24 protein-coding genes are annotated in these 26,955 nt (G+C 51.4%); 5 read left to right on the top strand and 19 right to left on the bottom strand.

Annotation, left to right across the window (positions count from 1 at the left end; genetic code table 11):
- Nucleotides 1-45 precede the first annotated feature (45 nt).
- The 9 genes from FAZ14_RS09510 to FAZ14_RS09470 form a co-directional block, all read right to left on the bottom strand.
- Nucleotides 46-810: an ankyrin repeat domain-containing protein gene (locus tag FAZ14_RS09510; RefSeq protein ID WP_153508441.1), complete on the bottom strand. Its 765-nt coding sequence runs from the start codon at nucleotides 808-810 to the stop codon at nucleotides 46-48.
- Nucleotides 807-1,574 (bottom strand): ankyrin repeat domain-containing protein, encoded by a 768-nt coding sequence (locus FAZ14_RS09505; RefSeq protein ID WP_153508440.1) that lies wholly within the window; start codon nucleotides 1,572-1,574, stop codon nucleotides 807-809. The genes FAZ14_RS09510 and FAZ14_RS09505 overlap by 4 nt, the downstream gene beginning before the upstream one ends.
- Entirely contained in the window at nucleotides 1,571-2,338 is a 768-nt protein-coding gene (locus tag FAZ14_RS09500; RefSeq protein WP_153508439.1) for an ankyrin repeat domain-containing protein, read from the bottom strand. The genes FAZ14_RS09505 and FAZ14_RS09500 overlap by 4 nt, the downstream gene beginning before the upstream one ends.
- Nucleotides 2,335-3,099, bottom strand: coding sequence for an ankyrin repeat domain-containing protein (locus FAZ14_RS09495; RefSeq protein WP_153508438.1), 765 nt, complete (start codon nucleotides 3,097-3,099; stop codon nucleotides 2,335-2,337). The genes FAZ14_RS09500 and FAZ14_RS09495 overlap by 4 nt, the downstream gene beginning before the upstream one ends.
- Complete coding sequence (locus FAZ14_RS09490; protein WP_153508437.1) at nucleotides 3,096-3,863, bottom strand: ankyrin repeat domain-containing protein; 768 nt, start codon at nucleotides 3,861-3,863, stop codon at nucleotides 3,096-3,098. Before FAZ14_RS09490 ends, FAZ14_RS09495 begins: the two co-directional genes overlap by 4 nt.
- Complete coding sequence (locus FAZ14_RS09485; RefSeq protein ID WP_153508436.1) at nucleotides 3,860-4,627, bottom strand: ankyrin repeat domain-containing protein; 768 nt, start codon at nucleotides 4,625-4,627, stop codon at nucleotides 3,860-3,862. The genes FAZ14_RS09490 and FAZ14_RS09485 overlap by 4 nt, the downstream gene beginning before the upstream one ends.
- A complete protein-coding gene (locus FAZ14_RS09480) occupies nucleotides 4,627-5,997 on the bottom strand; it encodes a PAAR domain-containing protein (protein WP_153508435.1) in 1,371 nt (456 codons plus the stop codon). The genes FAZ14_RS09485 and FAZ14_RS09480 overlap by 1 nt, the downstream gene beginning before the upstream one ends.
- 9 nt (nucleotides 5,998-6,006) lie before the next feature.
- Complete coding sequence (locus FAZ14_RS09475) at nucleotides 6,007-8,043, bottom strand: type VI secretion system Vgr family protein (RefSeq protein WP_153508434.1); 2,037 nt, start codon at nucleotides 8,041-8,043, stop codon at nucleotides 6,007-6,009.
- Between the two features lie 163 nt (nucleotides 8,044-8,206).
- Nucleotides 8,207-8,725, bottom strand: a complete 519-nt coding sequence (locus FAZ14_RS09470; RefSeq protein ID WP_012883992.1) for an Hcp family type VI secretion system effector — start codon at nucleotides 8,723-8,725, stop codon at nucleotides 8,207-8,209.
- Nucleotides 8,726-9,153: 428 nt separating this feature from the next.
- Here FAZ14_RS09470 and FAZ14_RS09465 point away from each other — a divergent pair, with 428 nt between their 5' ends.
- Complete coding sequence (locus FAZ14_RS09465; RefSeq protein WP_038926044.1) at nucleotides 9,154-10,611, top strand: AMP nucleosidase; 1,458 nt, start codon at nucleotides 9,154-9,156, stop codon at nucleotides 10,609-10,611.
- Nucleotides 10,612-10,687: 76 nt separating this feature from the next.
- On the opposite strand, the gene FAZ14_RS09460 is transcribed toward FAZ14_RS09465, so the two are convergent.
- Nucleotides 10,688-11,026 (bottom strand): hypothetical protein, encoded by a 339-nt coding sequence (locus FAZ14_RS09460; RefSeq protein ID WP_016941868.1) that lies wholly within the window; start codon nucleotides 11,024-11,026, stop codon nucleotides 10,688-10,690.
- Nucleotides 11,027-11,626: 600 nt separating this feature from the next.
- Between FAZ14_RS09460 and FAZ14_RS09455 the strand changes: the two genes are divergently transcribed.
- Both FAZ14_RS09455 and FAZ14_RS09450 read left to right on the top strand, forming a co-directional pair.
- Nucleotides 11,627-12,112, top strand: coding sequence for a Dps family protein (locus FAZ14_RS09455; RefSeq protein WP_016941869.1), 486 nt, complete (start codon nucleotides 11,627-11,629; stop codon nucleotides 12,110-12,112).
- Between the two features lie 274 nt (nucleotides 12,113-12,386).
- Nucleotides 12,387-13,436 carry a VirK/YbjX family protein gene (locus FAZ14_RS09450; protein WP_338084610.1) on the top strand — a complete coding sequence of 350 codons (1,050 nt, stop codon included), beginning with the start codon at nucleotides 12,387-12,389 and terminating at the stop codon, nucleotides 13,434-13,436.
- A gap of 192 nt (nucleotides 13,437-13,628) precedes the next feature.
- On the opposite strand, the gene FAZ14_RS09445 is transcribed toward FAZ14_RS09450, so the two are convergent.
- Nucleotides 13,629-14,093, bottom strand: coding sequence for a hypothetical protein (locus FAZ14_RS09445; RefSeq protein WP_153508433.1), 465 nt, complete (start codon nucleotides 14,091-14,093; stop codon nucleotides 13,629-13,631).
- Between the two features lie 231 nt (nucleotides 14,094-14,324).
- Between FAZ14_RS09445 and FAZ14_RS09440 the strand changes: the two genes are divergently transcribed.
- Nucleotides 14,325-15,221 carry a GntR family transcriptional regulator gene (locus tag FAZ14_RS09440; RefSeq protein ID WP_153508432.1) on the top strand — a complete coding sequence of 299 codons (897 nt, stop codon included), beginning with the start codon at nucleotides 14,325-14,327 and terminating at the stop codon, nucleotides 15,219-15,221.
- Between the two features lie 6 nt (nucleotides 15,222-15,227).
- On the opposite strand, the gene FAZ14_RS09435 is transcribed toward FAZ14_RS09440, so the two are convergent.
- Nucleotides 15,228-16,292: a diguanylate cyclase gene (locus FAZ14_RS09435; protein WP_153508431.1), complete on the bottom strand. Its 1,065-nt coding sequence runs from the start codon at nucleotides 16,290-16,292 to the stop codon at nucleotides 15,228-15,230.
- Between the two features lie 623 nt (nucleotides 16,293-16,915).
- The gene (locus FAZ14_RS09430) at nucleotides 16,916-18,430 is read right to left on the bottom strand and encodes a hypothetical protein (protein ID WP_153508430.1); all 1,515 of its coding nucleotides are present in this window, start codon (nucleotides 18,428-18,430) and stop codon (nucleotides 16,916-16,918) included.
- Nucleotides 18,431-18,633: 203 nt separating this feature from the next.
- Here FAZ14_RS09430 and FAZ14_RS09425 point away from each other — a divergent pair, with 203 nt between their 5' ends.
- Nucleotides 18,634-19,899 (top strand): hypothetical protein, encoded by a 1,266-nt coding sequence (locus tag FAZ14_RS09425; protein ID WP_235914505.1) that lies wholly within the window; start codon nucleotides 18,634-18,636, stop codon nucleotides 19,897-19,899.
- A 109-nt stretch (nucleotides 19,900-20,008) separates the two neighbouring features.
- Here the strand turns inward: FAZ14_RS09425 and FAZ14_RS09420 are convergent, their stop codons facing one another.
- The 6 genes from FAZ14_RS09420 to FAZ14_RS09395 all read right to left on the bottom strand — a co-directional run bounded on the left by FAZ14_RS09420 (nucleotide 20,009) and on the right by FAZ14_RS09395 (nucleotide 26,939).
- On the bottom strand, nucleotides 20,009-22,150 hold the full coding sequence (locus FAZ14_RS09420) for a YjbH domain-containing protein (RefSeq protein ID WP_153508429.1): 2,142 nt from the start codon (nucleotides 22,148-22,150) through the stop codon (nucleotides 20,009-20,011).
- Nucleotides 22,150-22,929: a capsule biosynthesis GfcC family protein gene (locus FAZ14_RS09415; RefSeq protein ID WP_038926050.1), complete on the bottom strand. Its 780-nt coding sequence runs from the start codon at nucleotides 22,927-22,929 to the stop codon at nucleotides 22,150-22,152. Before FAZ14_RS09415 ends, FAZ14_RS09420 begins: the two co-directional genes overlap by 1 nt.
- A 9-nt stretch (nucleotides 22,930-22,938) precedes the next feature.
- Nucleotides 22,939-23,571, bottom strand: a complete 633-nt coding sequence (locus tag FAZ14_RS09410) for a YjbF family lipoprotein (protein WP_276529260.1) — start codon at nucleotides 23,569-23,571, stop codon at nucleotides 22,939-22,941.
- 115 nt (nucleotides 23,572-23,686) lie between these two features.
- The gene (locus tag FAZ14_RS09405; protein ID WP_023639288.1) at nucleotides 23,687-23,977 is read right to left on the bottom strand and encodes a hypothetical protein; all 291 of its coding nucleotides are present in this window, start codon (nucleotides 23,975-23,977) and stop codon (nucleotides 23,687-23,689) included.
- Nucleotides 23,978-24,354: 377 nt separating this feature from the next.
- Complete coding sequence (gene gndA, locus FAZ14_RS09400; protein ID WP_016941880.1) at nucleotides 24,355-25,761, bottom strand: NADP-dependent phosphogluconate dehydrogenase; 1,407 nt, start codon at nucleotides 25,759-25,761, stop codon at nucleotides 24,355-24,357.
- Between the two features lie 278 nt (nucleotides 25,762-26,039).
- A complete protein-coding gene (locus FAZ14_RS09395; protein ID WP_016941881.1) occupies nucleotides 26,040-26,939 on the bottom strand; it encodes a sugar phosphate nucleotidyltransferase in 900 nt (299 codons plus the stop codon).
- Nucleotides 26,940-26,955: the final 16 nt, after the last annotated feature.

Raw genomic sequence — 26,955 nt, 5'->3', positions numbered from 1 at the left:
TACAACGCGATGAAATAGAATACGAGACAACCCGAAATGCTTTATTTACAGCGATTCACCTTTAGCACGACGTTCCCGTACTTCCGCTGGCGATAATGGGGGAAACTTAATGCCACGCTGTTGTAATAACTGTTTTACTTTCAGCGCCCAGGGATAATGTGGTGACCGATGATCCATAAGCGATAAACTGTCTTCTACCGTCCATGCCAGACTCGCCCCTGTCGCAGAATACGTATTAATATTAGCGCCGTGCTCTATTAGCCAATATGCGATTTCATATTGATTAATATAAGCAGCGTAATGTGCGCTCGTCGTTTTTTGACCATCAGTCAAATTCACGTCTGCACCACGCTCGACCAATAATTTGATATCAGCCCAACGTTCTTCATTAATCGCACTAAATAAGGCAGGTACCTTGTTGTGATCGAGGGAATTCGGATCACCACCGGCATCGAGCATCATTTTCAACCATTCAGGTGATTTCGCACCAGCGGCCATATTGACAGCCGTCGTGCCTGTCCCCGTTCGAAAATTAGGGTCCGCACCCAGCTTTAACGCCAGTCTGGCACCGTCCTTGTCCTGCTGCATCATCAGCCACAATAGAGGGGTAATCCCTTCAGCACCCAATACGTTCAGGTTTACCCCTTGCGCCAGCTGTTGTCGGGCTGCGGCTTCATCACCTTTCTGGATATTGGATAACACATTCACCATCGGTGGTTTAAAAAACTCACTGGCCTGCATATTCTGCCCTCCTGTCTGGCAGGCGGTTAACAGCGGCAGGCAAGCCAGCAGCCAGTGCCACCATCTCAAAGGGATTCTCCTTTTTCCCACTTATCCTGAACCTCTGCCGGAGATAAAGGAGGGAATCTAATGCCACGTTGTTGTAATTGCTGTTTAACCTTTAATAACCAAGAATACTGCGGTGAACTCTGCGCCATAATTGACAGGCTTTCATGCACCCGCCACGCCAGACTCCCCCCTGTTGCAGAATAAGTATCAACTTTAGCACCATGTTCAATAAGCCAATACGCAATATCATACTTATTTAAATAGGCTGCATAATGGACACTTGTTGTTTTTTGTCCATCGACTAAATTGACATCGGCTCCACGCTCGACCAACAGTTTAATATCTGCCCAACGTTCTTCACCTATTGCACTAAATAATGCCGGTTGACCAAGTCGTCCTATCGAATTCGGATTTCCACCTTCATCCAGAACCATGCGCAGCCAGTCTGGATCCCGAGCACCTGATACCCGATTTACTGCGCTGTCGCCTGAACCATCTTTATAATTCGGGTCAGCACCCAGTTTTAACGCCAGCCGTACCGCATCCTTATCCTGCGTTTCATAAATTAGCCACAGTAGCGGTGTAATCCCTCCCTTACCCTGAGTATTTAAGTTCAGCCCCTGAGCAAGCTGACGCCGGGCTTCCGCTTCATCACCTTTGCGGATAGTTTGCAGTAATGTCGCCATCGGCGGCTGGAACAATTCACTGGCCTGCATACTGCGCCCTCCTGCCTGACAGGCGGTTAACAGCGGCAGGCAAGCCAGCAGCCAGTGCCACCACTTCAAAGGGGTTCTCCCTTAGCGCGACGTTCCCGTACTTCTGCAGGAGATAACGGAGGAAATTTCACCCCGCGTTTCTGTAGCAATTCTCTTACCTTAATACCCCATGGATACGACGCCGCATTATGTGACATGACAGATAAACTATCTTCCACAGTCCATGCCATATTACTACCTGTCGCATCATATATGGTAATATCAGCGCCCTTTTCTATTAGCCAATATGCAATTTCATATTTATTCAAGTACCCAGCATACAACACACTATTTCTATCCAAACTATCTTTTAAATTTATATCAGCCCCTCGTTCTACCAACAGTTTGATATCAGCCCAACGCTCTTCACCTATCGCACTAAATAACGCCGGTTGCTCAAGTCGTCCTATCGAATTCGGATTTCCACCTGCATCCAGAACAATACGCAGCCAGTCTGGATCCCGAGCACCTGATACCCGGTTTACTGCGCTGTCTCCTGAGCCGTCTTTATAATTCGGGTCAGCACCCAGTTTTAACGCTAGCCGTACCGCATCCTTATCCTGCGTTTCATAAATCAACCATAGCAGCGGCGTAATCCCTTCCTTACCCTGAATATTCAAGTTCAGCCCCTGAGCAAGCTGACGCCGGGCTTCCGCTTCATCACCTTTGCGGATAGTTTGCAGTAATGTCGCCATCGGCGGCTGAAACAATTCACTGGCCTGCATACTACGCCCTCCTGCCTGACAGGCGGTTAACAGCGGCAGGCAAGCCAGCAGCCAGTGCCACCACTTCAAAGGGGTTCTCCCTTAGCACGACGTTCCCGCACTTCCTCTGGCGATAATGGGGGAAATTTGATGCCACGTTGTTGTAATTGCTGTTTAACCTTTAGCAACCATGAGTAATTTGGAGAGTTATTAGCAACTATCGATAGACTGTCATGGACTCTCCATGCCAGGCTTCCACCTGTTGCAGAATAAGTATCTACTTTCGCACCATGATCAATAAGCCAATATACCGTTTCATACTCGTTAATATACGCTGCATATAGAGCACTATTCCGCTTTTGTGCATCTTCTAAATTAAGATCAGCACCTCGTTCAACAAGAAGCTTAATGTCATCCCATCGTGATTCATTGATTGCACTGAATAACACAGGTGATTTATTGGCATCCATAGAATTAGGATTACCACCGGCATCTAACATCATCTTCAACCATTCAGGCGATTTCGCACCAGCAACCATATTAACAGCATTATTTCCATTACCTGCACGGAAATTAGGATCTGCACCTAGTTTTAATGCTAATTGAGTAGCAGATTTATCCTTTTGCATGACTAACCAAAGTAAAGGTGTAATACCTTCCTTACCCTGAATATTCAGATTCAGCCCCTGAGCAAGCTGATGCCGGGCTTCCGCTTCATCACCTTTGCGGATAGTTTGCAGTAATGTCGCCATCGGCGGCTGAAACAATTCACTGACCTGCATATTGCGCCCCCCTGCCTGACAGGCGGTTAACAGCGGCAGGCAAGCCAGCAGCCAGTGCCACCACTTCAAAGGGACTCTCCTTTTTCCCACTTATCCTGAACCTCTGCCGGAGATAAAGGAGGGAATCTAATGCCACGTTGTTGTAATTGCTGTTTGACTTTCACGGCCCATTGATAAGCCGTATTTTGATGGTCGATTGTCGACAGGCTGTCATGAACTCTCCATGCCAGACTACTCCCAGTATCTGAATAATTATCGATTTTTACTCCGTGCTCAACTAACCAATAAACGATTTCATATTTATTCAGATAAGCCGCATAGTGCGCACTGTTGATATTGTGCTTATCAACCAAATTAATATCAGCACCTCTTTCTACCAGTAGTTTAATATCAGACCAACTCTCTTCACCTATAGCACTAAATAACGCTGGTTGCCCTCTTCTATCTATAGCATTTGGATTTCCCCCTGAATCAAGCATCATTTTTAACCATTCAGGATCTTTTGCACCAGAAACGGTATTGACCGCACTATCTCCAAAACCATCTTTATAATTCGGGTCAGCACCCAGTTTTAACGCCAGCCGTACCGCATTCTTATCCTGCGTTTCATAAATCAGCCACAGTAGCGGTGTAATCCCTTCTTTGCCCTGAATATTCAAGTTCAGCCCCTGAGCAAGCTGACGCCGGGCTTCCGCTTCATCACCTTTGCGGATAGTTTGCAGTAATGTCGCCATCGGCGGCTGAAACAATTCACTGGCCTGCATACTGCGCCCCCCTGCCTGACAGGCAGTTAGCAGCGGCAGGCAAGCCAGCAGCCAGTGCCACCACTTCAAAGGGATTCTCCCTTAGCGCGACGTTCCCGTACTTCCGCTGGCGATAAAGGAGGGAATTTGATACCACGTTGTTGTAATAACTGCTTTACTTTCAGCGCCCAGGGATAATATGGCGAGCTATGATCCATAAGTGATAAACTATCTTCTACCGTCCATGCCAGATTACTTCCTGTTGCATCATAGGGGTGAATGTCAGCCCCCTTTTCGATTAACCAGTAAGTCACATCATATTTGTTCAAATAGGCTGCATAATGTGCACTGTTACGGCCTGGCCCATCGACTATATTGACATCAGCACCACGCTCAACGAGCAATTTGATATCCGCCCAACGTTCTTCCGCTATCGCATTAAATAGCGCTGGTACCTTGTTGTGATCGAGGGAATTAGGATCACCACCAGCATCGAGCATCATTTTCAACCATTCAGGTGATTTCGCGCCAGCGGCCATATTGACAGCCGTCGTGCCTGTACCCGTTCGAAAATTAGGGTCCGCACCCAGTTTTAACGCCAGTCTGGCACCGTCCTTGTCCTGTTGCATCATCAGCCACAATAGAGGGGTAATCCCTTCAGCACCCAATACGTTCAGGTTTACCCCCTGCGACAACTGTTGTCGGGCTGCGGCTTCATCACCTTTCTGGATACTGGATAACACATTCACCATCGGTGGTTTAAAAAACTCACTGGCCTGCATATTCTGCCCTCCTGCCTGACAGGCGGTTAATATTCCAATAATCAGTATCCCCAACCATTTGAGCCATTGCATTACGCCCCCTTAAGTGCCTTAGTAATACTACCAATATCATCCTTTTTCTGGCTCTCAATACCCGCAATAACCTGATCCATACCATGGCGTGCTAACGGAGAGCCGCCTGATGCAGGCAACGGCATCATATTCCCGGCCGCTTTAGGCAAGGCCCCACTCAATAATGTCGCAGCGCCAGCAATTCCACCCACAACAGCACCGACACCGCCTCCAATCAATGCCCCTGCACCCGACAACAGTCCCGGCAATGCCGCTTTACCATACGTCTGAGCCATAGTCAGGATTTCACCATCTACTGCTTGAGTTTTAATAAGTGACCCGATTTTATCTAATCCCATACCACCTACACGTGCCACTGTATTTTCATGCAATCCAGCCGCATTAAAGGTGTATCCTTTTAATCCGGTAACACCAACCCCAGAAGAAGCTAGCCCACCACCTAATGAATGACCAACAATTGATGGTGCCGGTGACATTGAGCGTTTCACCATTTTTGCTAAATCCATAGCCTGACTATATTGAGCTGATTCTTTCCCCATTCCTTGCGATAAATTGGTCATCCAATCTTGTTTTCCTGTCACAGCATTATTAGTTCCCCGGTATGTCAGCATGGTTTCGCCATTTATCGAGGATTTAAACAGCGCTGCGCCAAAGCCGGTATTTTTATCCATAAATACCGCATCTTTTAGCCCTGTCACGCTATCTGGATTAATCAAATCCAATCCGACGGGGGATTTAGGTAATACCGACCTCGCACCTCGGCGGAATTCATCCACAGAGTAAACATACTGCGCCGCTTCAGCACGCAAGATACTGTCATTATTAAACGCCAGTCGGGTGGCGGCATATTTCAGGCCCGGCATAGCCGATGCTTGTTGCGCCAGCCTGGCCCGCGCCAGATAGCGATCTTTACGCTGTAATACGGTCAGCGCTTCATCCAGCACCGGTAGTTCGGCAGTCGCGGCCCACTCCATCATGGCGGGTAGTAACATCGGCGTAAGCGCCAACAGTGGGGCCCGACTTTTTGCGGACTGTTCCGCACAGGATTTCACCGGCGACTGGTAAGGTGTGTCGCCAATAATCACATCCCCGCTTCCTGCCGCCACTGACCCGCCGCAACCGATGGCATCACCGATACGGGCGGCCAGCTTACCGTTGATAATCACCGTGCCGGAACCGGCGGAAATCGCCCGACTGTGCACACCGTGCGGCATGTTCGGGCAGGGACAGGCGTGCAGTAACACCGCGTCGCCTTTACGCGCCGCCGGTTTGCCATTGATAATCACATCGCCACTGCCCGCAATGACCGGGGTAGCGGGAAAACAGCCGTGACCAGCACAACTGTCTCCTAAACGTGCAGCTCCTGGCATGATGGCTCCTTAACGCCGGTCCGGCGCATCAGGCAGCGTCGGTCTGGTGGGGGACTCGGGTTCGATGGACACTGGCGCCGTACCCGCCCCGGCGGAACCACCGTCGTTAATTTTCACCAGCGTGCCAGAAATGATGACACCCGCGCCGTCAATCTTAATAAACCCGCCGGGCGCTTTAATGGTCAGCGATTGTCCGGCTTCCAGCACGATATCCGCCGCTTTGAGGTAACTGTCGGTATTCACCAACACGCGCTGATGTGCGCCGATTAAGGTCTCTTCCGAACCGGACAACGTGGTCTGGCGGCTGCCGTCAATACGGGTAATCTCGCCGCCACCAATAAAGCGCTTGAATGACTGGGTGATGCGTTGCACGAAATGACGCCCGATTGACTGATGGTGATCCTGACCAATCTGCTCAAAGTCATCCTGCCCGATGGTGCGATGGCTATGACGATCGACCCGCTCGAACTGGTCATTCGCCACGCTCAGATGTTGATCTAACCCGACACTCTGGCGATGAATGTTGTTAATCACCGCATCCATGTCTTTTTGCGCGTGTAGATAGATTTGCTCCCGGGTCGCTTCATCTTCAAACCGCAGTTCGTTGAATCCGCTGCCTTTGTGCGTATCGGTACGCAAGGTGGTGCGGGTTTTATGCTCCGGTAAGACATACGGCGTCGGGTTAGTCGCATGAAAGGTGCGACCGGTGATAATCGGCTGATCCGGGTCGCCTTCAAGAAAACTCACCACCACTTCATGACCGATGCGCGGAATGGCGATCAAGCCGTACTGACCACCGGCCCAGCCCTGACTGACCCGCACCCAGCAGGAGCTCTGGTCGTCGCTGGCGCCGTAGCGGTCCCACGGGAATTGCAGTTTCACCCGGCCAAATTTATCACAGTAAATCTCTTCACCCGCCGGGCCGACGACCATGGCAATCTGCGGGCCGTCCACCATCGGCTTGTACGGCATGGCCGCACGCCAGGTGGTGGTGGCTTTCACCACCTCGAAGCTGTTGCTAATGGTGGTCGGCTCGCCGCCGCTTTCTTCTTCCAGCGCCTGCGGCTGCTGGCCGCTGTGGGTCACCGCCACCACCTGCCAGGCCAGGTTAAACACCGGGTTCGGGTGCTCGGTCAGGGTAAAGGTGCTGCCCGGCCTCAGTTCGGCGGCATTCGACTCGCCCACACCGGTTATCGCATCCGCACGCAGCGCATCCAGCCGGTAGCCGGTAAACGCCTTGCCGCTTGGGTCCAGTTTGAAGCGGCCGGGGTAATCAAAGTGCTGGTAGGATTCGCGCTGGTGCGCCAGTTCGTTGCTGGTTTTCTTGTGCGACAGGCCATATGCCGGGGTTTTGAAGCTGTAATCCTTCAGTTCCACCTCAGCGGTGCTCACCGCCTCGGCATAACGGAAACGGCGCACATACGCCCCTTCACTCAGCCCCTGTGTAGCGAGATTGAAGAACAGCTCCGGGCCTTTGGTCAGCGCACCGGCATCGTCGGCGAACACCACCCGGTGCTTGCCAGCCTCAAATTCGTGGTAGTAGAACATCCCTTCTTCTGCGGCCAGCCGGTTGATAAACGCCAGGTCGCTTTCGCGGTACTGCACACAGTATTCACGTGCCGCATGCTCATGGCGCAGGGCAAAGGCAAAATCGCTGATACCGGCTTCCTGCAACAGTTCGGTGATGATCTCATCCGGTTTTTTGGTCTGGAAGATGCGGGCGTTGGTACGCAGACCGAGCCGCCACAGCGCCGGGCGCACCTCGGCCTGATAGCGGGTGCGGCGAAAACCGGTGTCGCCCTGGGCAAAGCGGCTGACGATACCGCTGACCCGGCGCTGCAGTTCGCCTTCGTACCACACCAGCAGCTCGCATGGCTGGTCCAACACCGCGCCAAAGTCGATATCCGCCTGACTGCTGGCAAGGCTCAGCGACAGCGCAAACGGCTGGTTCAGCGCCTCGCTCAGCTCAAAATCCACCACCGCGAAGGTGGTGTCCGCCAATGCGCCGATTTTCACGGTAAACTGCAATCCTGTACTGTTGGCCACCCTGTTTCCTCCTTTCCCCGGCTCCATAGCTACCGCACACCCGGTCTGTGCCGTGTGTCAGTGCACTATCACAATGAATGCGCCTGCACTCAGCGATGGGGTCACCATCGCTCAGCACAGACAAAAACAGAAAAACCCGGACCGGAGTCCGGGTTGATGGCCATTACGCTTCGATCGGCGCGCGCCAGTCGTCAGAGCCGGAAGTCCCGGCCACGGTGTGTTCCCAGTCGATTTTGCGGTACGCCAGCGACACTTCGATCAGCTGGGTGTAATCCTGCTTGGACGGGTCCTGGCAGTGCGGCATCTGGTTGTTGATGTCGACGATGGTGGCGTCGGTCAGTTTGGTGGTGAAGAAGTGCTCCTGCTTGCCTTCGACAGAGGTGCGGTACCACTTCAGGGTCACGGTCGGCAGCATTTCGCCGGAGGCCAGCGCGTTATACAGCAGCGGGACGGCCTTGTTCAGCGCGACGGTGAACTTGAACGGTTTGTGCACGCGCTGACCGGCAGGCTGGCCGGACTGCGGGTCGGTCGGGACGGTGACGATGTGTTTGAATTCCTGCACCAGCATCTCGTCTTCGTGGCCCTGCACGTAGATGTTACCTACGGAGTCGGAGGTGAAGGCACCGGCGGTGATGTTGCCCTGAGTTTTACCTTCGATGCTGATATAACATGGGGTTGGCATAGTCTTGCTCCTTGTTGTTGAACGATTAGATGTGACTTCACCGTTCATAAAGCAATGACTATGCCAACTTTTATTGCATTGTTTTTAAAGGGAAAAATAATATCGTCATTTTCCCTAAGTCAAATTTGAGCAAAAAATTGCGCAGACTTCCCGAAAAAACGGCATCCATTGCGCAAACAGGGATTTATGCTGGAAAGTGAGCAAGAAATTGCGCAGATTTTGCATTTGTTCTGCAATGGATTAAAAAACGACCTGATGGATAGCCACTTTTTGTGACATTAATCACATTTGGCTTTCCTGCAAAAATGCCAGCCCCCACTTTTCAAATTCACTTTTCTCCCATCGTGCCGTGATGTGCGCTGTGCCACAATGAGCCTACGGCATGGCATCCGCCATCGCATTAATCGCATGACAAGAAAGGAGCGAAGATGAGTTGTGCACCAGGCGCTGGCTTGTCCGCCAGCGAAGCGCTGGACCAGTTGGAAGCGCTGTATGAGCGCTCAGTCAAAGCGCTGCGCACCGCAATCGGTGATTTTATTACTCACGGTACTCCGCCAGATGCCGAGGCTCGCGCCAATGGGCTGTTTGTTTACCCGGAACTGCGTATCAGTTGGGATGGGCTGTCGCAAAAGCACAGCAAGACCCGTGCCTACGGTCGCCTTACCCACGGCGGCAGTTACCGCACCACGGTCACACGGCCACAGTTGTTCCGCCACTATCTGGCAGAACAGTTGGCTATTTTGGAAAACGATTATTCAGCGACTATCGACGTGGTGCCGTCAGACAAGGAGATCCCTTATCCGTATGTGATCGATGGCGCGAACCTAAAGCTGGACCGTTCGATGAGTGTCGCACTGGCGCAGCATTTCCCTACCCCGTCGCTGGCACTGATCGGCGATGAAACCGCCGATGGTTTGTTGCAGACACTCGATCATTTCCCGCTGTCGCATTTCGATGCACTGCGTACTGATTTCTCGCTGGCTCGCCTGCGCCACTATACCGGCACCCGCGCCGAGCACTTCCAGCCGTTCGTGTTGTTTACCAACTACACCCGATACGTCGATGAGTTCGTACGCTGGGCTTGCGACCACATTGCCGATCCCGCCAGCCCGTATCAGGCATTAGCCTGCGCAGGTGGCGCGCTGATCACCGCCGATACGGAAAACCCGCAGCAGGCGGTATCCGACCTGGCATGGAAAAACCACCAGATGCCAGCTTATCACCTTATCTCACGCGAAGGACGGGGCATTACGCTGGTGAACATCGGCGTTGGGCCATCGAATGCAAAAACCATCTGTGACCATCTGGCGGTACTACGACCGCACGCCTGGCTGATGATCGGCCATTGTGGCGGCCTGCGGGAAAGTCAGAGCATCGGCGATTATGTACTGGCGCACGCTTACCTGCGCGATGACCATGTGCTGGATTCAGTACTGCCGCCGGATATCCCGATCCCCAGCATCGCCGAAGTGCAGCGCGCGTTGTACGATGCCACCAAGCAGGTTAGCGGCATGCCGGGCGAAGAAGTGAAGCAGCGCCTGCGCACCGGCACAGTAGTGACCACCGATGACCGCAACTGGGAGTTGCGCTACTCCGCCTCGGCGTTGCGTTTCAACCTCAGCCGGGCAGTCGCGGTCGATATGGAAAGCGCGACTATCGCCGCACAAGGGTATCGCTTCCGAGTGCCATACGGCACCTTGCTGTGCGTGTCAGACAAGCCACTGCATGGGGAGATTAAGCTGCCCGGACAGGCAAACCGCTTCTATGAAGGCGCGATTTCCGAGCATTTGCAGATTGGCATCCGCGCGGTAGACCTGCTGCGCGCTGAGGCAGAACACCTGCATTCGCGCAAACTGCGCACCTTCAACGAGCCGCCTTTCCGGTAATATCCAAGCCGCTCCCGGCCCACGGGAGCGGTTAGCGCGGATTACCGGCCCGGATATATATTGATGTGATGACGTATTACATGCACCCGGCACAGCTGGTGCAGCGCCAGTCATGCGGATTCACCGCCTGATAGAAAAAGCGAAAATAGTCTTCCTCAATCGGTACCTGATGCTGTTCAAAACAGTCCGCCAGCCAGTCAACGTTTTCCAGTATCCAATCGTCCTCATCCACCCCATCCCGGTAAAGCTCATCGTCAGGGTCAATCACCGAATAAATCCCCAGCGTTCCTAAATGCTGATCGCGATATTTCTCCGGCAATTCAACTTCGCGTTCCAGATAACGAATGATCCAATGACCATGACACAAAAGATTACCATTTCGACTCCATGACGCCGTAAAAGGATTTACCCTCATTTTCTAAAACCCGATAAATATCATTATAATTCTCCCTAAATAACTAGGGTATTCATCCAACATCCCGATAATCCCTGGATGAATATCCCGGCGCGAATAATACGATCAGTCGGGGAAGAAAAATATATGGATATAAACCTATAACCTTCAATGGGTAAATGATGAATGCATTGATAAAACACAGTGTACTTGCCATTCCCGGAAATCAATTCCCCTCTCATGAGGGATGACGAGCCAGGTTGTGGTCAGAACATATTCTGTTCAAAGGTATGTGCTTTTTTTACTCATACCACGAATGAATAACCTACCGGTGCGCTTCCCCTCCCAACAGGTCTCTTCGGTTATCAACATGGGATGCCGTACAAAAATAGTGATGCGCTGCAAACGTTTATCCACAGAATCGTTTTATAAATGACTGTCAGGTTTACCTGTGGTAGTCAGATTTTACAAATGAGAGTCAACCCGTCGTGCCCAGCCGGTAGAGTGGGTAAGACTTATGGTCTATGATGTGAAAGCTGTCACGCCGCCCGGTAAGTGAGCATATGCCGGACGGCTGTTCATAGCGAATACATACGCGATTGACACAAAGGAGAGCGTTATATGTCAGGCAGTAAGAAGAAAAAAAGTCCGATTGGTCTTGATGTACAGCAATCTGAGAAAATTTCCGCCAAACTGAACACCTTGCTGGCCAACTACCAGATTCTTTACATGAATGTACGCGGCTATCACTGGAATATTTCCGGCGCAGCTTTCTTCGAACTTCATGCTAAGTTTGAGGAAATCTACAACGAACTACTGCTGAAAATCGATGAACTGGCAGAGCGTATTCTGGCGCTGGGCGGACAGCCGTTGCATGCGTATAGCGACTATCTGAAAGTGGCCGATATCAAAGAAGACGTCAACGCTACTGATGGAAAGAAAACGCTGGAAGGGTTGCTGGCTGGTTACGCCGTGCTGTTGCAACAACAGCGGGAAATCCTGCCACTGGCGGCAGAAGCCAGTGATGAGGGCACCGCGTCGCTGATGACCGATTACATCCAGGAGCAGGAAAAACAAATCTGGATGTACAACGCCTACCTGAAATAATGCGAGCCTGATAGATCATCATTACCCCGTCCAATGAGGGCGGGGTCACCCATCGATACTGTAACGATTATCCCATTGCTAAGATGGCATTACTCTGTACAGATCCCGTATTGTAACGCACCTTCGGATATAAAGTTTAAATCAACCCCAAACAGAATGACGATAAGCCGGTATTTATTATTTTCGCTAAATCAATACTCAACAGCCAGGGGGTTATGATTTTTATTTTTTTCACCATCACTATAATCCCCAGCCATATACAGTGCGAGTGTTGATGATATCGCCTGTTAGCATGACAGGGTTCTTGAGCTTGAGTATTACGGTAATGCATTGTTATCGGGCATCCGCTCCCCTGTGGTTATTTTTAGCACGCTTTCACAGGGGTATGCTCATGGAAAACACATCTGCACTATCATTATTTGTTCATCTTCTGAATGGCAACTTTCTCTCTGAGAAAATCTGGCGTGCAACGGATATAAAAGCGAAATTCTTATTTCGCTCCTTGTTAATGCCATCGATAACTTTACGTCATCTGCAAAACATTATTGATATTCCTGCAATGCAGAAAGCGGTAAGAATTCACCCAATGCTGCCTACCAAAGTCCATCGACCTTACCTGTATGCTACGTTGCGTGCAGATGAACGGGCCGATGCTATCTGTACGCACTACACCTTCGTGCAGCAACTGGTTAATCCATTTCTGAAGCAGGCACTGCTCAGTCAGGATGATTACTGCCTGGCACGTTTTTCCGGCAAGAATGGCGAAAACTTTTCCCTGATTTGCAGCAATTCACGCTACGACAAAGAAGGAGAGGCCACACTGCGTATTCGCTTTAACGATGTGGTCCTGGCTTCACTGACGTTTTCAGTGATTAGCAACCAAAATCAGCTCACTATAATGATTGGTGGTTTGCAGGGAAAGGGCAACGAACACACACGGGAACTGACTAAAGATGCGTCAAAAGCCTGCTTTGGACTGTTTCCCAAACGTCTACTGCTGGAATGTCTGTTGACAGTTGCGGCGCTCACCGGTATCAAGTGCATTCTAGCGGTCGGTGATGAAAACCATGTGTATCAAAACCTGCGTTATAGCTACCGTAAAAATAAAGTCCGCTTTTCCAGTTACAGCGAATTCTGGTTTTCCGTAAACGCGAGCAGAAACGCACAGGGGTTGTACCAGCTTCCGCTGACGATTACACGCAAAACGCTGGAAGAAGTACCCAGCAAGAAGCGGGCCCAGTACCAACGCCGTTATCAGTTACTCGATGACATCAACGCCCAAATCAAAAACAATTTGGGGCATGTTGCGTCATCAGATACTTGACATAATATCGCCAATTAATCCCTACCGATACCGGGGAAAAGGACATTCCTCGGTATTTCGCACAGACTACGCAATACCACCATTGTTGCGGGTACCGGACAGTGATACCAGCTACCTGCTCCTTGGCTTTACTGTTAAAAGCTGATCGGTAGCCACCAGTCCCAATCCTACAGTATTCATCATAATCTCGACTCAGTTATGGATCGCATAGCGGTGCATCACGGCAAGTGTCGCCGGTACTGGTACAGGAAGAGCGTCGCAGGCAACCGTATCAGGCAGCAAGGCCGCTTGACTAATCGCGTGCTCAACCGAAGCGGCAACACCACCACGCTGCCATCCGTGTTGCCCGAGCACGGCAAACCGTAGCGTACATTCCGTGCCATCTTCCTGGCTGTCGATCACCGCCAGTTGGCTATACTGCGCACTTTCTCCGATATAACGCGATAGCGCTGCCGCGCCAAAAACACGTACCGTTTCCCATATACCCAGCGGTGTTTCCTCGGCAGACACCTCCAGATACATCAGCGCATCAGCGGATACCACGATGAGGGGCGGCTGATGCCGCAGAAAAGTACAGGCTACCCGCCCCAGTCCTGGAATAGCTAACCATTCAAACGGGTGACCGGTAATCAGTAAAGGATGTGTGGATGGTGTCACTGATCGTCTCTTCCTATTTTCACTGGGTGTTTACCTTGTCATCATATTGCATTTTATCTTTAAAAAAGACAATAAATGGAATGACACCACTTCATAGAAAGCTAGAAAACATCGAACCTGTATTTCATGGCCGCTTTTAACGCTGATAAAAGACAATTTTGCGCACAGCACTGCCAGCCTGAAGGGGAACAGGTATAATCACCGACTGGTTATTCAGGCAGGTAAGGAACCATGACAACCCTCACTCCGTTGCAGGCACGCATCGTGCGTGATGTCATCAGTTATGTCAGACGTGAACAACTCGCGGTGGGGCATCATCTGGTCGAGTCAGCATTGGCGCAGGCACTTAATACATCGCGCACACCGGTTAAACAGGCGATGCACTACCTGATGGATAAAGGCATGGTGACTTATGATCGCAATCGCGGTTTTTTCCTGGCTCAACATGCTTCACAACTGGGTGAACTGGTCGCTGAAGTACTGGAGCAAGCTGAAGACCCGCTCTATCGCCAACTGGCGGAGCGGCGAATCACCCGCCAACTGCCGGAACAATTTTCAGAAATGGAGTTGATGCTCGAATTCAGCGTTACCCGTCCAGTATTGCGCAAAGTGTTGCTACGCTGTCAGCAGGAAGGCTGGTTGGAGCATATGGCGGGTCAAGGCTGGCGCACACTGCCGGTGATCGACTCCGTAGAAGCCTACGAAGAAAGTTACGCGCTGCGCGCCATCATCGAACCGGCAGGTTTGCTGTCCGCGACGTTTCATATTACGCCGCATATGCTGGCACATTGTCGCAGGCAACAGGAGTATCTGGCCGAAGACGGTTACCTGACGATGACGGCCATGGAGATGTTTGATACCAGCTCCGGGTTCCATGACACGCTGGCCGTCTGCTCAGGCAATCGTTTTTTGCTGCAAACCATTCGCCATCTGGCACGATTGCGGCGACTGGTGGAGTACCGCAAAGAAAGATTCCGCCCTCAACGCAGGCATCAGGCGCAGGAGCATCTGCAAATTATTCACTACCTGGAGCAAGGCGATCGGTTAAGTGCCGCCGACTTTATGCGTACGCATCTGGAACAAGCACGACGCAAAGCGGTCACTCCCACACTGTTTATGCCGCTGTAATTGGGTTCAGGCACAGACCGTACAACCACGGCCATTATCCTTAGCCTGATACAACGCCGTATCCGCCGCTTTCAGCCAGACCCGGTAATCTTCCATACCGGGATGAAACTCAACCAGTCCAACGCTGATGCTGACCCGCAGCGCCGGGGCGTGGTGCAGTTGTATATCGTGCAGATATTCGCGTAATTGCTGGATAATACATTCTGCCTCAGCAGTTGCCGTCTGTGGCAGCACCATACCAAATTCATCACCGCCAAAACGGCCAGTGATGTCTGATTGCCGCAACGTCGACTTAATACCGCAGCTCAGCAATAAAATCACATCATCACCAACATGATGGCCGAAGCTGTCATTAATACGCTTGAAGTGATCGATATCCAGTAATGCCAGTGTCGCCACCTGCGGCCTGTGCACACACAGTTCAAACTCACTTTTTAGCAACTGCTCCCAGTGGTGCCGGTTGTACAACCGGGTCATGCCATCAAGTTGGCTGATCTCCCGCAACTGACGTTTATGTTCAGCCAGCTTGATGGCGGTACGATACGTCACCAGGCCCACCAGTATGGGGTAGATAAGTAACATCGGCAGGCAAAAGTAGATCTGCTCAGGTGTTGTCGCAAACACAATCGGCCGATGAACCAGACAGAGGATTGCCACCACGGTGATCAGTTGAATAGCCAGTCCCTGCACAAAAAGCCGCAACCCACCGGCAGCAATATTGTTCATCCCCATCATCGATATGATCAGCACAGACGGCAGAGAATTCAGGCCCATCATACCAATCCAGACGCCCCCCATGAAGGCATCAAATCGCAGATTGACCTGTTCGAACTGCATCGGGTCATCTGCCCGGCTGGCTAGCCACAACGCCAGATGTGGCCAGAGAAAACCGTTGAAAAACAATACACCCCACACCCACATCGGTTGGGTCAGGTCATACAAAACAGCGGCTACATAGAAAAAACCGAGCCCTAATCCCATCAGGCGAGGAACATAAACACGTCTGGCAAACGCCAGTCCCGAGCGGCGTTGATCACGTTCAGCCGGTGTAAAGACAAATGCCGAACTCATGCCCATTCTCCTTTTTATAATCATTATCATGGGGACATGCCGACATTATTCCAAATTCCCGTTCAGAGCGCTTCATTTAAGAGACAATTTCGCTTAAAACAGGGTGAACCCATGTAATGGGTTAAATAATCCGCGCGATAACCTGAATATCGCGCAGCACATCACCAGAGAGCACGCATTATCGGCATGGTATCAGACGATTACATGACAGGGAAAAGAGAAAGAAGGGAAAAAAGAGGGAAAGACAGTAAGGAAGAACACAGCAGAAGGGTGTTGATACGCGGCCAGTCCACAGGGGGAGAACCGGCCGCAGGGACATCAGGGATGATCCGCTCCGTTTACGGGCTGATAATGGAAACCACCGTGGCCGCCATGCCCGCCACCGGGTCCTCCCCACGGGGGTGGAAAGATACAACCGCTCAGGCTTGCAATTAATGCCAGAAAACCGACCATTTTGACGACATTTCTCATGATTCACCTCACTATCAACGGGTGCCATCATAGGGATGCCGCTCACCGGCAACAAGTCAGGTATTAATAAAAAATCAATTAGTTACACAACCTTTCATTGCCTACATCCCACTATCGTAAAACGCTCACATTCCTTACATCTGGCTCGGCCATCAACAACTGATCAGTTTCAGTTCATGCATATCCAGATAATCACCCACACTGGCCGAGGAAAGATTGAATGACAACGCAAACAGCCAGGCGCTGCGCGGAACCTTCCAAAGCGTACCGGAACTGCCCTTCTGTAACTGATCACTACGCTGAATACAATCTTTACCGTCACGCGTCAGATCCATCATGACCGGGCCGGGACCATTCTCACCATAGGCGTGGAGGGTTTTAGTAATGGCGACTTTATTGGTCGCGGAGGTTTGCGCCTGCCAGACCACACCGATTTGATCATGCCCATTGACCGGTATCAGAAACTGCACCTGTACGTTGTCGCTGGCGGCGATTTTGACAAACCGTCCCTTGTCTTCTTTGATGTGCGCCGGATCGTAGCGACAGGCACAACCGGCGGCACCAGGATAAACCACGGCACTGCCGTTATCGTTCAGGGCGATCAGCTCTGCCATCTGATTGGTGAAAATCAGGTTATTCTTCCAGCACGGTCGATTGGAGATCACACAAGACGTGACATTAATGCCATCGGTCGCAAAACGCACACTGGTCAGTGTGGTCTGATAGTCAAATGCCTGATCAAAAATCACATAGGGTTGTTCGGGATTCTGACGCACGAAAATCGCCCCACCATTAAATACAAAACTGGCATTCTTTTTTCTGAGCACAACCACCGGTTGTTTACGCTTCACGTACTCGACATGGCCGTTAATCTCGACATGGCCTTCATTAATCAGCGCTATCCCTTCACAATAATCAAAGCTGCCCGCCTGCCAGTAGACCACACCGTCCGGGTTATCGATTTCAAACGCATAGCCGCCGTTTTGCCAGATGCAGCCGATGAACGTAAAACGCTCATAAGAATCCGGCTGACGGGTCAGGTACAGCAGGCGATCACAGTTATTAAAACCGCAGGAAAACCAATTCCAGCCCCATCCACCAGCACCATTGGAAAAAACCCGCCTGAATCCGGTAAAGCGGCAGGAATAAATACTGAGCAGACAGGACGCATTACGGTTGGAGTTGTTCTCCGGGTTATAGGCAAAAAACAGATCTAACGTTCTCTTTTCCGAAATAAAATGCACACCGGAAAAAAAACTGTCAACGATATTACTGTAAGCGGCATCCACATCTGGATTACCTGTCACCACAATCGCGTAGTTATCAAAATTACCATTTTTGGTAAAAATAATTGTCAGCGGACCATGAATAGAAACTTTCGATGCATCGATTTTAATTGTGGAAGAAACCTGTACGACACCCTGTAGCATTAACCTGATTTTTTGCTGTGCATTTGATAACGACTTTGATTGCTCCAGCATATCATTAAGAAGCGTCTGAAAAGGCCCGGTGGAATCATTCTTTCCAGAGAAATCAATATTGTAATTCCTGATATCACGGGTAAAGGCAACAGCATCATTATTAAGGGTATTATTATTTTGTGATGCCGCCGCAGATGTCGCCGCCAGCGATGCCAGGCTACCGGCAAGGAAATCTCTTCTGTTCATAACCATTTCTCCAACATCAATTAATTCAATACATTAAGATTAACAATCTCGCCTGGTGAAACGTCATTTATTGATACATGCCATGATAAAAAATCACGTCAACAACTGTCATAACCCTTCTGAAAAAATAATTAAAAATTCAATTCAATCTGCTTTATCATCACTCATAATAAAATAGTAATTGAGATAGGGAGAATAGAAAATTGAAAGCAACCATAAAGCATGATCCTCTTTACTGGACAATGCTTTGCATTTTCCTGATACCGCAGTTTGTGTTTGTATTTCTACAACAATCCTCATTGGCACCAGGGATGATGGTGGCTATCGTCCCCATTTATATTTATGGCCTGCGACATATGAAAGCGCTGTCATTTTCCAGTGGAAAAATCTTACTTTTCTCGATAGTGGTATTTATATTACTGGCACAGTCCGGTTATATCGCTGCGATGTCTGATAATTACAAGCCTTTATTTACCTTACCTGCACTGATTATTATTTTTCTTGGTGCCATACTGTTATCTAATCGCTTGTTAACGGTTTCTCCCGCTACGCTGGCTAGCGTGTTTCGCGCCGTGACCTATACGCTATTGTTGCTGGGCTGGCTCTCGGTTATCCATCGCATTGACATCGGCAGCTATGCGGCCAAACCCAAAGCGGTATTTCCCTTTTCCGAAGAGAGCCATTACGCACTGACGGTAGGCCTGTTTGTGTGCGCCAGCGGCATTCTGATGAAAAACCGGGAACGCCTGGTACTGCTGGGGAACCTGCTGTTGCAGGCGTTGATTTTCCCTAGCCTGACGTTACTGGTGTTCTGCATGATGGCGATTTTCGTCTTCTGGATGGCACGCCGTGTCACGCTGATGTTAACGGTGCTCGTCATCGTGGTTGTCGCAGTCTATATCATGTTGACCTACTTCTCCGATCTGCCCGCCATCGCCTACTTTGGATCACGTCTGGCTATCAGTGACGATACCGATAACCTGACCACGCTGGTGTTCCTGCAGGGGCTGGACGATGCGAAGAACGCCTTGCTGGAAAGTCACGGTATCGGTCTGGGGTTACAAATGGCTGGCACCAATGGCGTGGGCCAATACGGGTATGTCATCCAGTCGCTGGCGGGTAGCGATTTCAACCGCAACGACGGCGGTTTTCTGGCGTCGAAAATCGTCAGCGAATTCGGTGCTGTCGGCCTGCTACTGAGCGCCGGTTACTTGTGGGTTCTGAAAAAAGCCGTCAATACCATCAACCGCATCCGCGATAATACGGACACAGAGTCGACACTGTTGAAAATCGCCATGGCGGTCGTGATAGGGTATGCCGTCGAGTTTTTCCTGCGCGGTTATGGTTACTTTTCGCCAGGGTTATTCCTGTTCGTCACCATGATGATGGTCAGCAGCACACTGCATCGTCGTCAGGCCACTGCCCTGCACCCACTGGCATCCCAGCCGTCACTCCAGTTCCAGCGCTGATACGTCCCGACACCTCCAGTTTGGTTTGAGAGGTGTCGGCAACGATTCGGGCTGCGCGTGTTCCATGGGGGGCTCATCCCCCCCAAACGCGATATTCCCTATCACCCATTTATTCTTTATCAACCATGTTGTACAGCACATCACGTCTATCCAACATCTGGCCGCCATCTCGGGTGAGCGGTACCCAACCAATGGAACCGCGGCGGGTCGTCGGCGAACTAAACAGCAAATCAAACGGAATCGTAAAGTAGATGCCCTTGGTGAAACTGCCTTCGCCGTACTCACTGGCACTGACATTGGTGACGGTCGCAAAAGCACCAGCCACAATCCCGCTGTCGAAACGGCGTGACAGATCCAGCGTGATACCTTTATCGCCCGCCAGATAGCGCCCGACACTGATTTTCGCCAGCCCACCTTTGACAAACGGCAACGACCAGTAGGTGGTGAAATGACCGGTGGTGACGCTGTAATCCCTCAGCCGTTGCGGGTCGTCCCAGTCGCGTTGCTTAACGTAGTTAACATCCATCCCGACCGCCCAGTTGCTACCAAATGGCCGATACAGTACTTCTCCCCCTACCCCGGCATACATCATTTCCAGATAACCGCCATAGACCTGGGTATACCAGTCACGGGCGGGGTGATCGTAACGAGACAGTTGCAAATTGGTCAGCAAGACATCTGACGACGTCACATATTCACGGATATGGGTACGAACACGGGGTAACGCCGCGCCATCCTGCGGCGGTGATTTAAAATTGAATTGATCGTAGTTGTTGAGCAGGTTGATGTTCAGCGTACCGCCCAACCGCCAGTTGTCCGTAATGCGGTAATCCGCGCTGGCATTCGCGGACAACTGATACATATAAAACGATTCCGGGCCGCCAAACGACTGCTGCAACGACGGGTCAATACCGTAGGAAAAACGCGGCGGCGTGGTATGCAACACCTGCTGGCCAAGCGGCTCCGACAATGGCTCAACACGATAGGGATCCGGTTCATCTACCCCCAGCGGGGTGCTGCCGGATTCCAGTTGACGAAATGCAGCCGCATCCACACGGGTACTGGTGGTGGTCAGCGGGCCGCTACGCGTTACAATATGATATTGCGCCACACTCTCCGGCAGGTTATTCGCCAGCACCGTTGCCGCCCGTCGGCTGGCCTGCGCATCACTGTTATATTTATACTGAGCCGCCACCACTGTGACCTGCTGACCATCAGTATAAATATCTGGTTCGCTAAAACCGGCCTGTTCATCAAGCTCTTGCGAGACACGCCGCCAGTCGGTGCCGCCAGCTGCATTTTTCGATGGCAGATAGACCGGTGGTTCATCATCCGGGTGCTGTGGTCTGAGCCGATTAAAGTTGGTTCGCAAGGTAAAGCCCCACATCAGGGTATTGCCACGTTCCCACGACAGCGAGGTATCCAGCCAATCGGTAGCGCGATACACCAGGCCGACGTTAATCGGCGAATCCTGCCTGATATGCTGTGAGGCGGTGCGAGTCTGATCAGCGGCCTCCTTACTGTAATCGTTACTGTCGTATTCCAGCTTGATGCGCAGTGGGTCCCAGGGAGTCTGGTATTCCAGCCCAGCGAACAGTGCTGCTGGCCCGTGGAAAAAATTCTTCGCCGCGAATTGCCCGGTTTCGGTGGAGGCGGAGCGGGTACAGAATCCCGCAGACAACCGACAGGCGGGGTTGATGATATTCCCGCTCTGCGCCATATTGCCCCAGCCCATTCCCACTGAGAGATCGAACGGCCCCCAGCGTTTACTGGCCACCAGATATTCGCTATCGAACAGGCCAGTCCCGGCGATATCCCTCAAGCCCAGAGAAACCTGCGGCAACCAACGACTTTCCTGCCATAGCCGCGCTTTGACGTCAAAACTCTTGTCTTTATAGGTTTGATGTCCGCTGAACGAAGGAGAGGTGCTGTAAGGCCGGGTACGAATATCGGTATAGCGTAGGGTCATTTCCAGCCAGTCGAGCGGCTGCAGTGAGATGGCATAACGACGATACTCCTGATTATCACGGTAGCTGGCGCTAAACTCACCGGTGTCCGCCATGCGCGCGCTCGGCATCTGCCATAACCCTACGCCACCAAAATCCATCTGCGACACGCCAGCGGGTTGGTAATAACCGCTACGATTCACTGCGTCGTTATTATCCCTATCCGCCGCCTGAGCCGACGTTCCCAATGCGCTACCTATCGCCAGTGACAGGCAGCGTAGTTTCAACATGGTGTGATTAGCCATTAGTGTGGAATCCGATTGGCAAGATAGTCGGCAATCTGCGCATTCAGCGAAGAGAAGCCGTCAGGCAAAATGGAAGGATCGAAACCGATGAACAGCGTTTCTCCGGCCGCCGGTTCATGGTGCTGGCGATTCCAGATAGCCAGTGGAACCTTGCGCCAGTGCCCGTCACCCGAGATCAGATACCCTTCCCGGTTATCACCGCCCGGCAAGAAACGTCGCCTGCCAATGTATTGCTCGACCGACCAGCCTGGCTGAAGGTCGATGTCCTTAAACACGTTTGGTGTGCCGATATCAATGCCGGTACTGATTAACCCAAACAGGAAGAACTGTTGCCGATACGGCGATAGATAGAGGGTGTAGTTCCCCACCAGCGGGCGATTCTTCCGCGGTGATAAACGGATGATGTCCGGCGTGATACTGGCGCGAATGCGGCCAACGGCGTTCACCTGTTTTAGCGCCTGCGCCATATACCAGGCGGCTATCGCCCAGTCGCCATCGCCGTCAATCTGCCAGGCCAGTTGCAGTTGATAGAGCCGGGCCTGTAATTTCTCTCCCGCTTCTTTGGCTTGCTGCGTCACACTCTCATTGGTGAGTAATGCCGTCTGCCAGTTAATATTGTCCGCAAACGTTATCCGGCTGTAGAACTGATCCAGACGCGTACCGTCATCCTGCACGACGGCAGGCAACGTTTCATTCGCAACCTTGACCGTTAACTGCGCTGCCCCTGATGTTCCGGCCACCAGCAATAACAGGGCAGCCAGACGATTGAATGACAACATAAAATAACCCTATTTATTGTATGGCTTAAGCGCAGTGAACTGAACCTGAGCCATGTTTGGCCCCATGTACTGGTAGCTTTGGATGACCTGCCCGGAAGCCGGATCCAGCCAGTATTGGTTGGTGTAATGTGTGCCCAGCGCCGGAACGGTTACCTGCTCATCAAAACGCACTGCCTTTATTGGGGTGTTCAGTACCGTCAGGGTTTCCAGACCTTTGTTCTCGAATACAGATTGCAGGTCATAGCCGCCTCGCAGCACCTGTGACCAATTCACGACGGTGTGCCAATTTTTGGGAGTACCAGGTTTGAGCAAACCGAGGCTCAGCGGGTCTGACTCCAGTTCGGTAACATGACGAATGTCTTCTCCCCACCCTTGCGTTTTCACCAGTCGCCCAAAACGCGTCGTCACACTGTTTTTATCTTCCGTCACCCATTGCAACTGCTGGTTATCAACAAACGCCAGTACGACAAAAGCACGCGGTGCCTTACCTACTTTCAGATACGCCGAGGCATAGGGAAGTTGTGCAACCTGTTGTGGCGTCATGCTTACGTCTTCCCTTCCCCACAACGCCAGCCGAAAGTCCCGCCCAAGTTGACTGATTTGCTGAGAACACCCTGTCAGCCCCGGTATGAAGCAAAACATCACCAGTATCCTGAACAGTGTTAACTCAAGGATTCTTTTCATTGTTCGGGTTCTCGCCTGAACATCCTGAAGCAGAAAAAAGGCCACCGGAGTGGCCTTGGTGAATAGCCCATCATTAACCGCGAGTTGACGTCACGGTTGAGGTGCTGGTTCCTACGGTACTGGAGGTCGTACTGGTGGAGGCAGATACGACGCCAGCCGCGACGGCACGGCCAAACCCATAGCCATAGCCGGTACCGCGGCCATGAGCCGCACTAAACGCATGAGAACCAGCCGCGATACCGCTGCCCTGGAAGGTCACCCCTCCAACAGGCTGGCCGCCATTGACTGCCGGCTGTTCAGCCGCCAGTGCGCCCGCCGGGATGGCCAGAGCCAACACCAGGGTCGCCAACGTTTTCTTCATCATTACCATTTCCTTTTATTTCCCGTTAAGGAGATAGGACAGGGATAATTCGAAAATTATTCCCTACCCCACGACTGGCCGAATTAATCAGCCAGGTTGGATCTTCCCCATGACTGATGAAGTAATTATTTCAATTCATCCTTTCCGAAATAATCACCCGCATACGGGAAGTATCCGAACCAAGACTCAGATAAAGAATAAGAAAAGCAGGATTAGACAGATAAGAAAATAAGACAAGTCGCAAGAGCGCTAATTTTTCCTCATTGGTTACAATGAGATGAAATATTCTCGGAAAAGTCTTAGTTATTTACGATGAGATATTGAGAAAGAAAAACCGGATATTTCTATCCGGTTTTGAGATGGGAAAATATTTCAGAATATTATTCCAACCATTCAGTATGGAATACGCCTTCTTTATCAATACGTTTATAAGTATGCGCACCGAAATAATCGCGCTGAGCCTGAATCAGGTTAGCCGGTAATACCGCGGAGCGATAGCTGTCATAATAAGCGATTGCCGCAGAGAAAGTCGGCGTCGGGATACCCTGCTGTACCGCATAAGACACCACATCACGCAGCGCCTGCTGATAGTCGTCGGCGACCTGGCGGAAGTACGGTGCCAGCAGCAAATTAGCGATATCGGCGTTTTCGGCATAAGCATCGGTGATCTTCTGCAAGAACTGGGCGCGAATGATACAACCGGCACGGAAGATCTTCGCGATCTCACCGTAGTTCAGGTTCCAGTTGTTTTCGTCAGAAGCCGCTTTCAACTGAGAGAAACCCTGCGCGTAGGAAACGATTTTCCCCAGATACAGCGCACGACGCACTTTTTCCACAAACCCGGCTTTGTCGCCATTGAACGCCTGCGCTACCGGGCCACTCAGCACCTTAGAGGCAGCCACACGCTGGTTTTTCAGCGAAGACAGGTAACGGGCAAACACCGATTCGGTAATCAGAGACAGCGGTTCGCCCAGATCCAGCGAGCTCTGGCTGGTCCACTTACCGGTACCCTTGTTAGCCGCTTCATCGAGAATCACATCGACCAGGTATTTACCGTCTTCATCTTTCTTAGTGAAGATATCGGCAGTTATCTCAATCAGGTAGCTGCTCAGTTCGCCCTTGTTCCACTCGGAGAAGGTGCTCGCCAGTTCTTCGTTGGAAAGCCCCAACGCCTGCTTCAGCAATGCATAGGCTTCCGCAATCAACTGCATGTCACCGTATTCGATGCCGTTGTGCACCATTTTCACATAGTGGCCAGCACCGTCTGCGCCAATATAGGCCACACAAGGTTCGCCTTCGGCACGAGCAGCAATCTGCTGCAGGATAGGCGCCACCAGATCATAGGCTTCTTTCTGACCACCCGGCATAATAGACGGCCCCTTCAGTGCGCCTTCCTCACCACCAGACACGCCGGTGCCGATGAAGTTAAACCCTTCGGCAGACAGCTCACGGTTACGGCGGATAGTGTCTTTATAGAAGGTGTTGCCGCCATCGATCAGGATGTCACCTTTTTCCAGATACGGTTTCAGTGATTCAATGGTTTTGTCCGTCGCTTCGCCTGCTTTAACCATCAACAGGATACGGCGCGGCTTTTCCAGAGATTCAACAAACTCTTCAACGGTGTAGCACGGTACCAGTTTTTTACCTGGATTCTCTGCAATCACCTCATCCGTTTTGTCTGCGGAACGGTTAAAGATGGAAACGGTATAGCCGCGGCTTTCAATATTGAGCGCCAGATTGCGCCCCATTACCGCCATACCGACAACGCCAATTTGCTGTTTGGACATTAAAACAACTCCTGTCTGAAGGTAACCTGCCTGCGGCTACTTGCGCCCCAGGCAACAAAAAGCAGGCCGACATGGTAACCCAGCTAACGGCTGAGTGGGTAGTTATTGGTGCAACAAGGGATCTGGTAGGTGTTCGGCCACAGAGGATAATTTTGTGCGAATCAAAAAAAACAAAAGCAACACAACAAATTACCTAGCTATTAATAATGAAGATAACGATGTGCAATAGTCAGAAAAAACCCGATAACACCAACGTGTTATCGGGCATCAGGCACGGATTAATATTTCTCCAGCAATGCCTTGATTTTGGTTTTGAAGGCATCACCCAGTTCCGGATTACGCAGGCCGTAGGAGACAAACGCCTGCACATAACCCATCTTCCGGCCGCAGTTGAAGCTGCGTCCCGTCATCTGAACCGCATCCACCTGCTGGGTTTTGATAAGCTCAGCGATAGCGTCGGTCAGTTGGATACGACCCCACGCGCCCGCCACGATGTTTTCCAGAATCGGCCAGGCTTCGGCCGTCAGCACATAACGGCCAACCGCGGACAGATCAGAACCTTCCACCGGCGCCAGTTCCGGTTTCTCAATCATGGAGGTGATCGCCGACGCGTCGCCCGCCTGATTCAGCGGCGTCTCGCATTCCACGATGGAGTATTCTGGCAAGACTTCGTACGGGCGGTGTTTTACCAGCACCTGGCTGTGGCCGGTTTCTTCAAAACGGGAAATCAGCAGCGCCAGATTGTCTTTCGACTGATCGGCGGAGCTGTCGTCCATCACCACATCCGGCAGCACCACGACAAACGGCGCGTTGCCGACAATCGGGTGAGCGCAGGACACCGCATGCCCCAGGCCCAGAGTCTGCCCCTGACGCACGTTCATGATGGTCACGCCCGGCGGGCAAATGGACTTAACTTCCGCCAGTAACTGACGTTTGGCGCGCTCTTCCAGCATCGACTCCAGCTCGAAAGAGGTATCAAAATGGTTTTCAATGGCATTTTTAGAGGCGTGCGTGACCAGCACAATCTCTTTAATCCCCGCATTAACGCATTCGTTGACAATCTTTTCGATTACCGGCCTGTCAACCAGAGGAAGCATCTCTTTCGGAATCGCTTTGGTAACCGGCAACAAGTTCATCCCTAAGCCGGCAACAGGGATAATCGCTTTTAATGCTGTCATTTCGTGTTCTCTCAAA

This window comes from Dickeya oryzae (genome assembly GCF_009372235.1).
Taxonomy (GTDB): domain Bacteria; phylum Pseudomonadota; class Gammaproteobacteria; order Enterobacterales; family Enterobacteriaceae; genus Dickeya; species Dickeya oryzae.
This window is presented reverse-complemented; position numbering and strand designations above follow the sequence as displayed.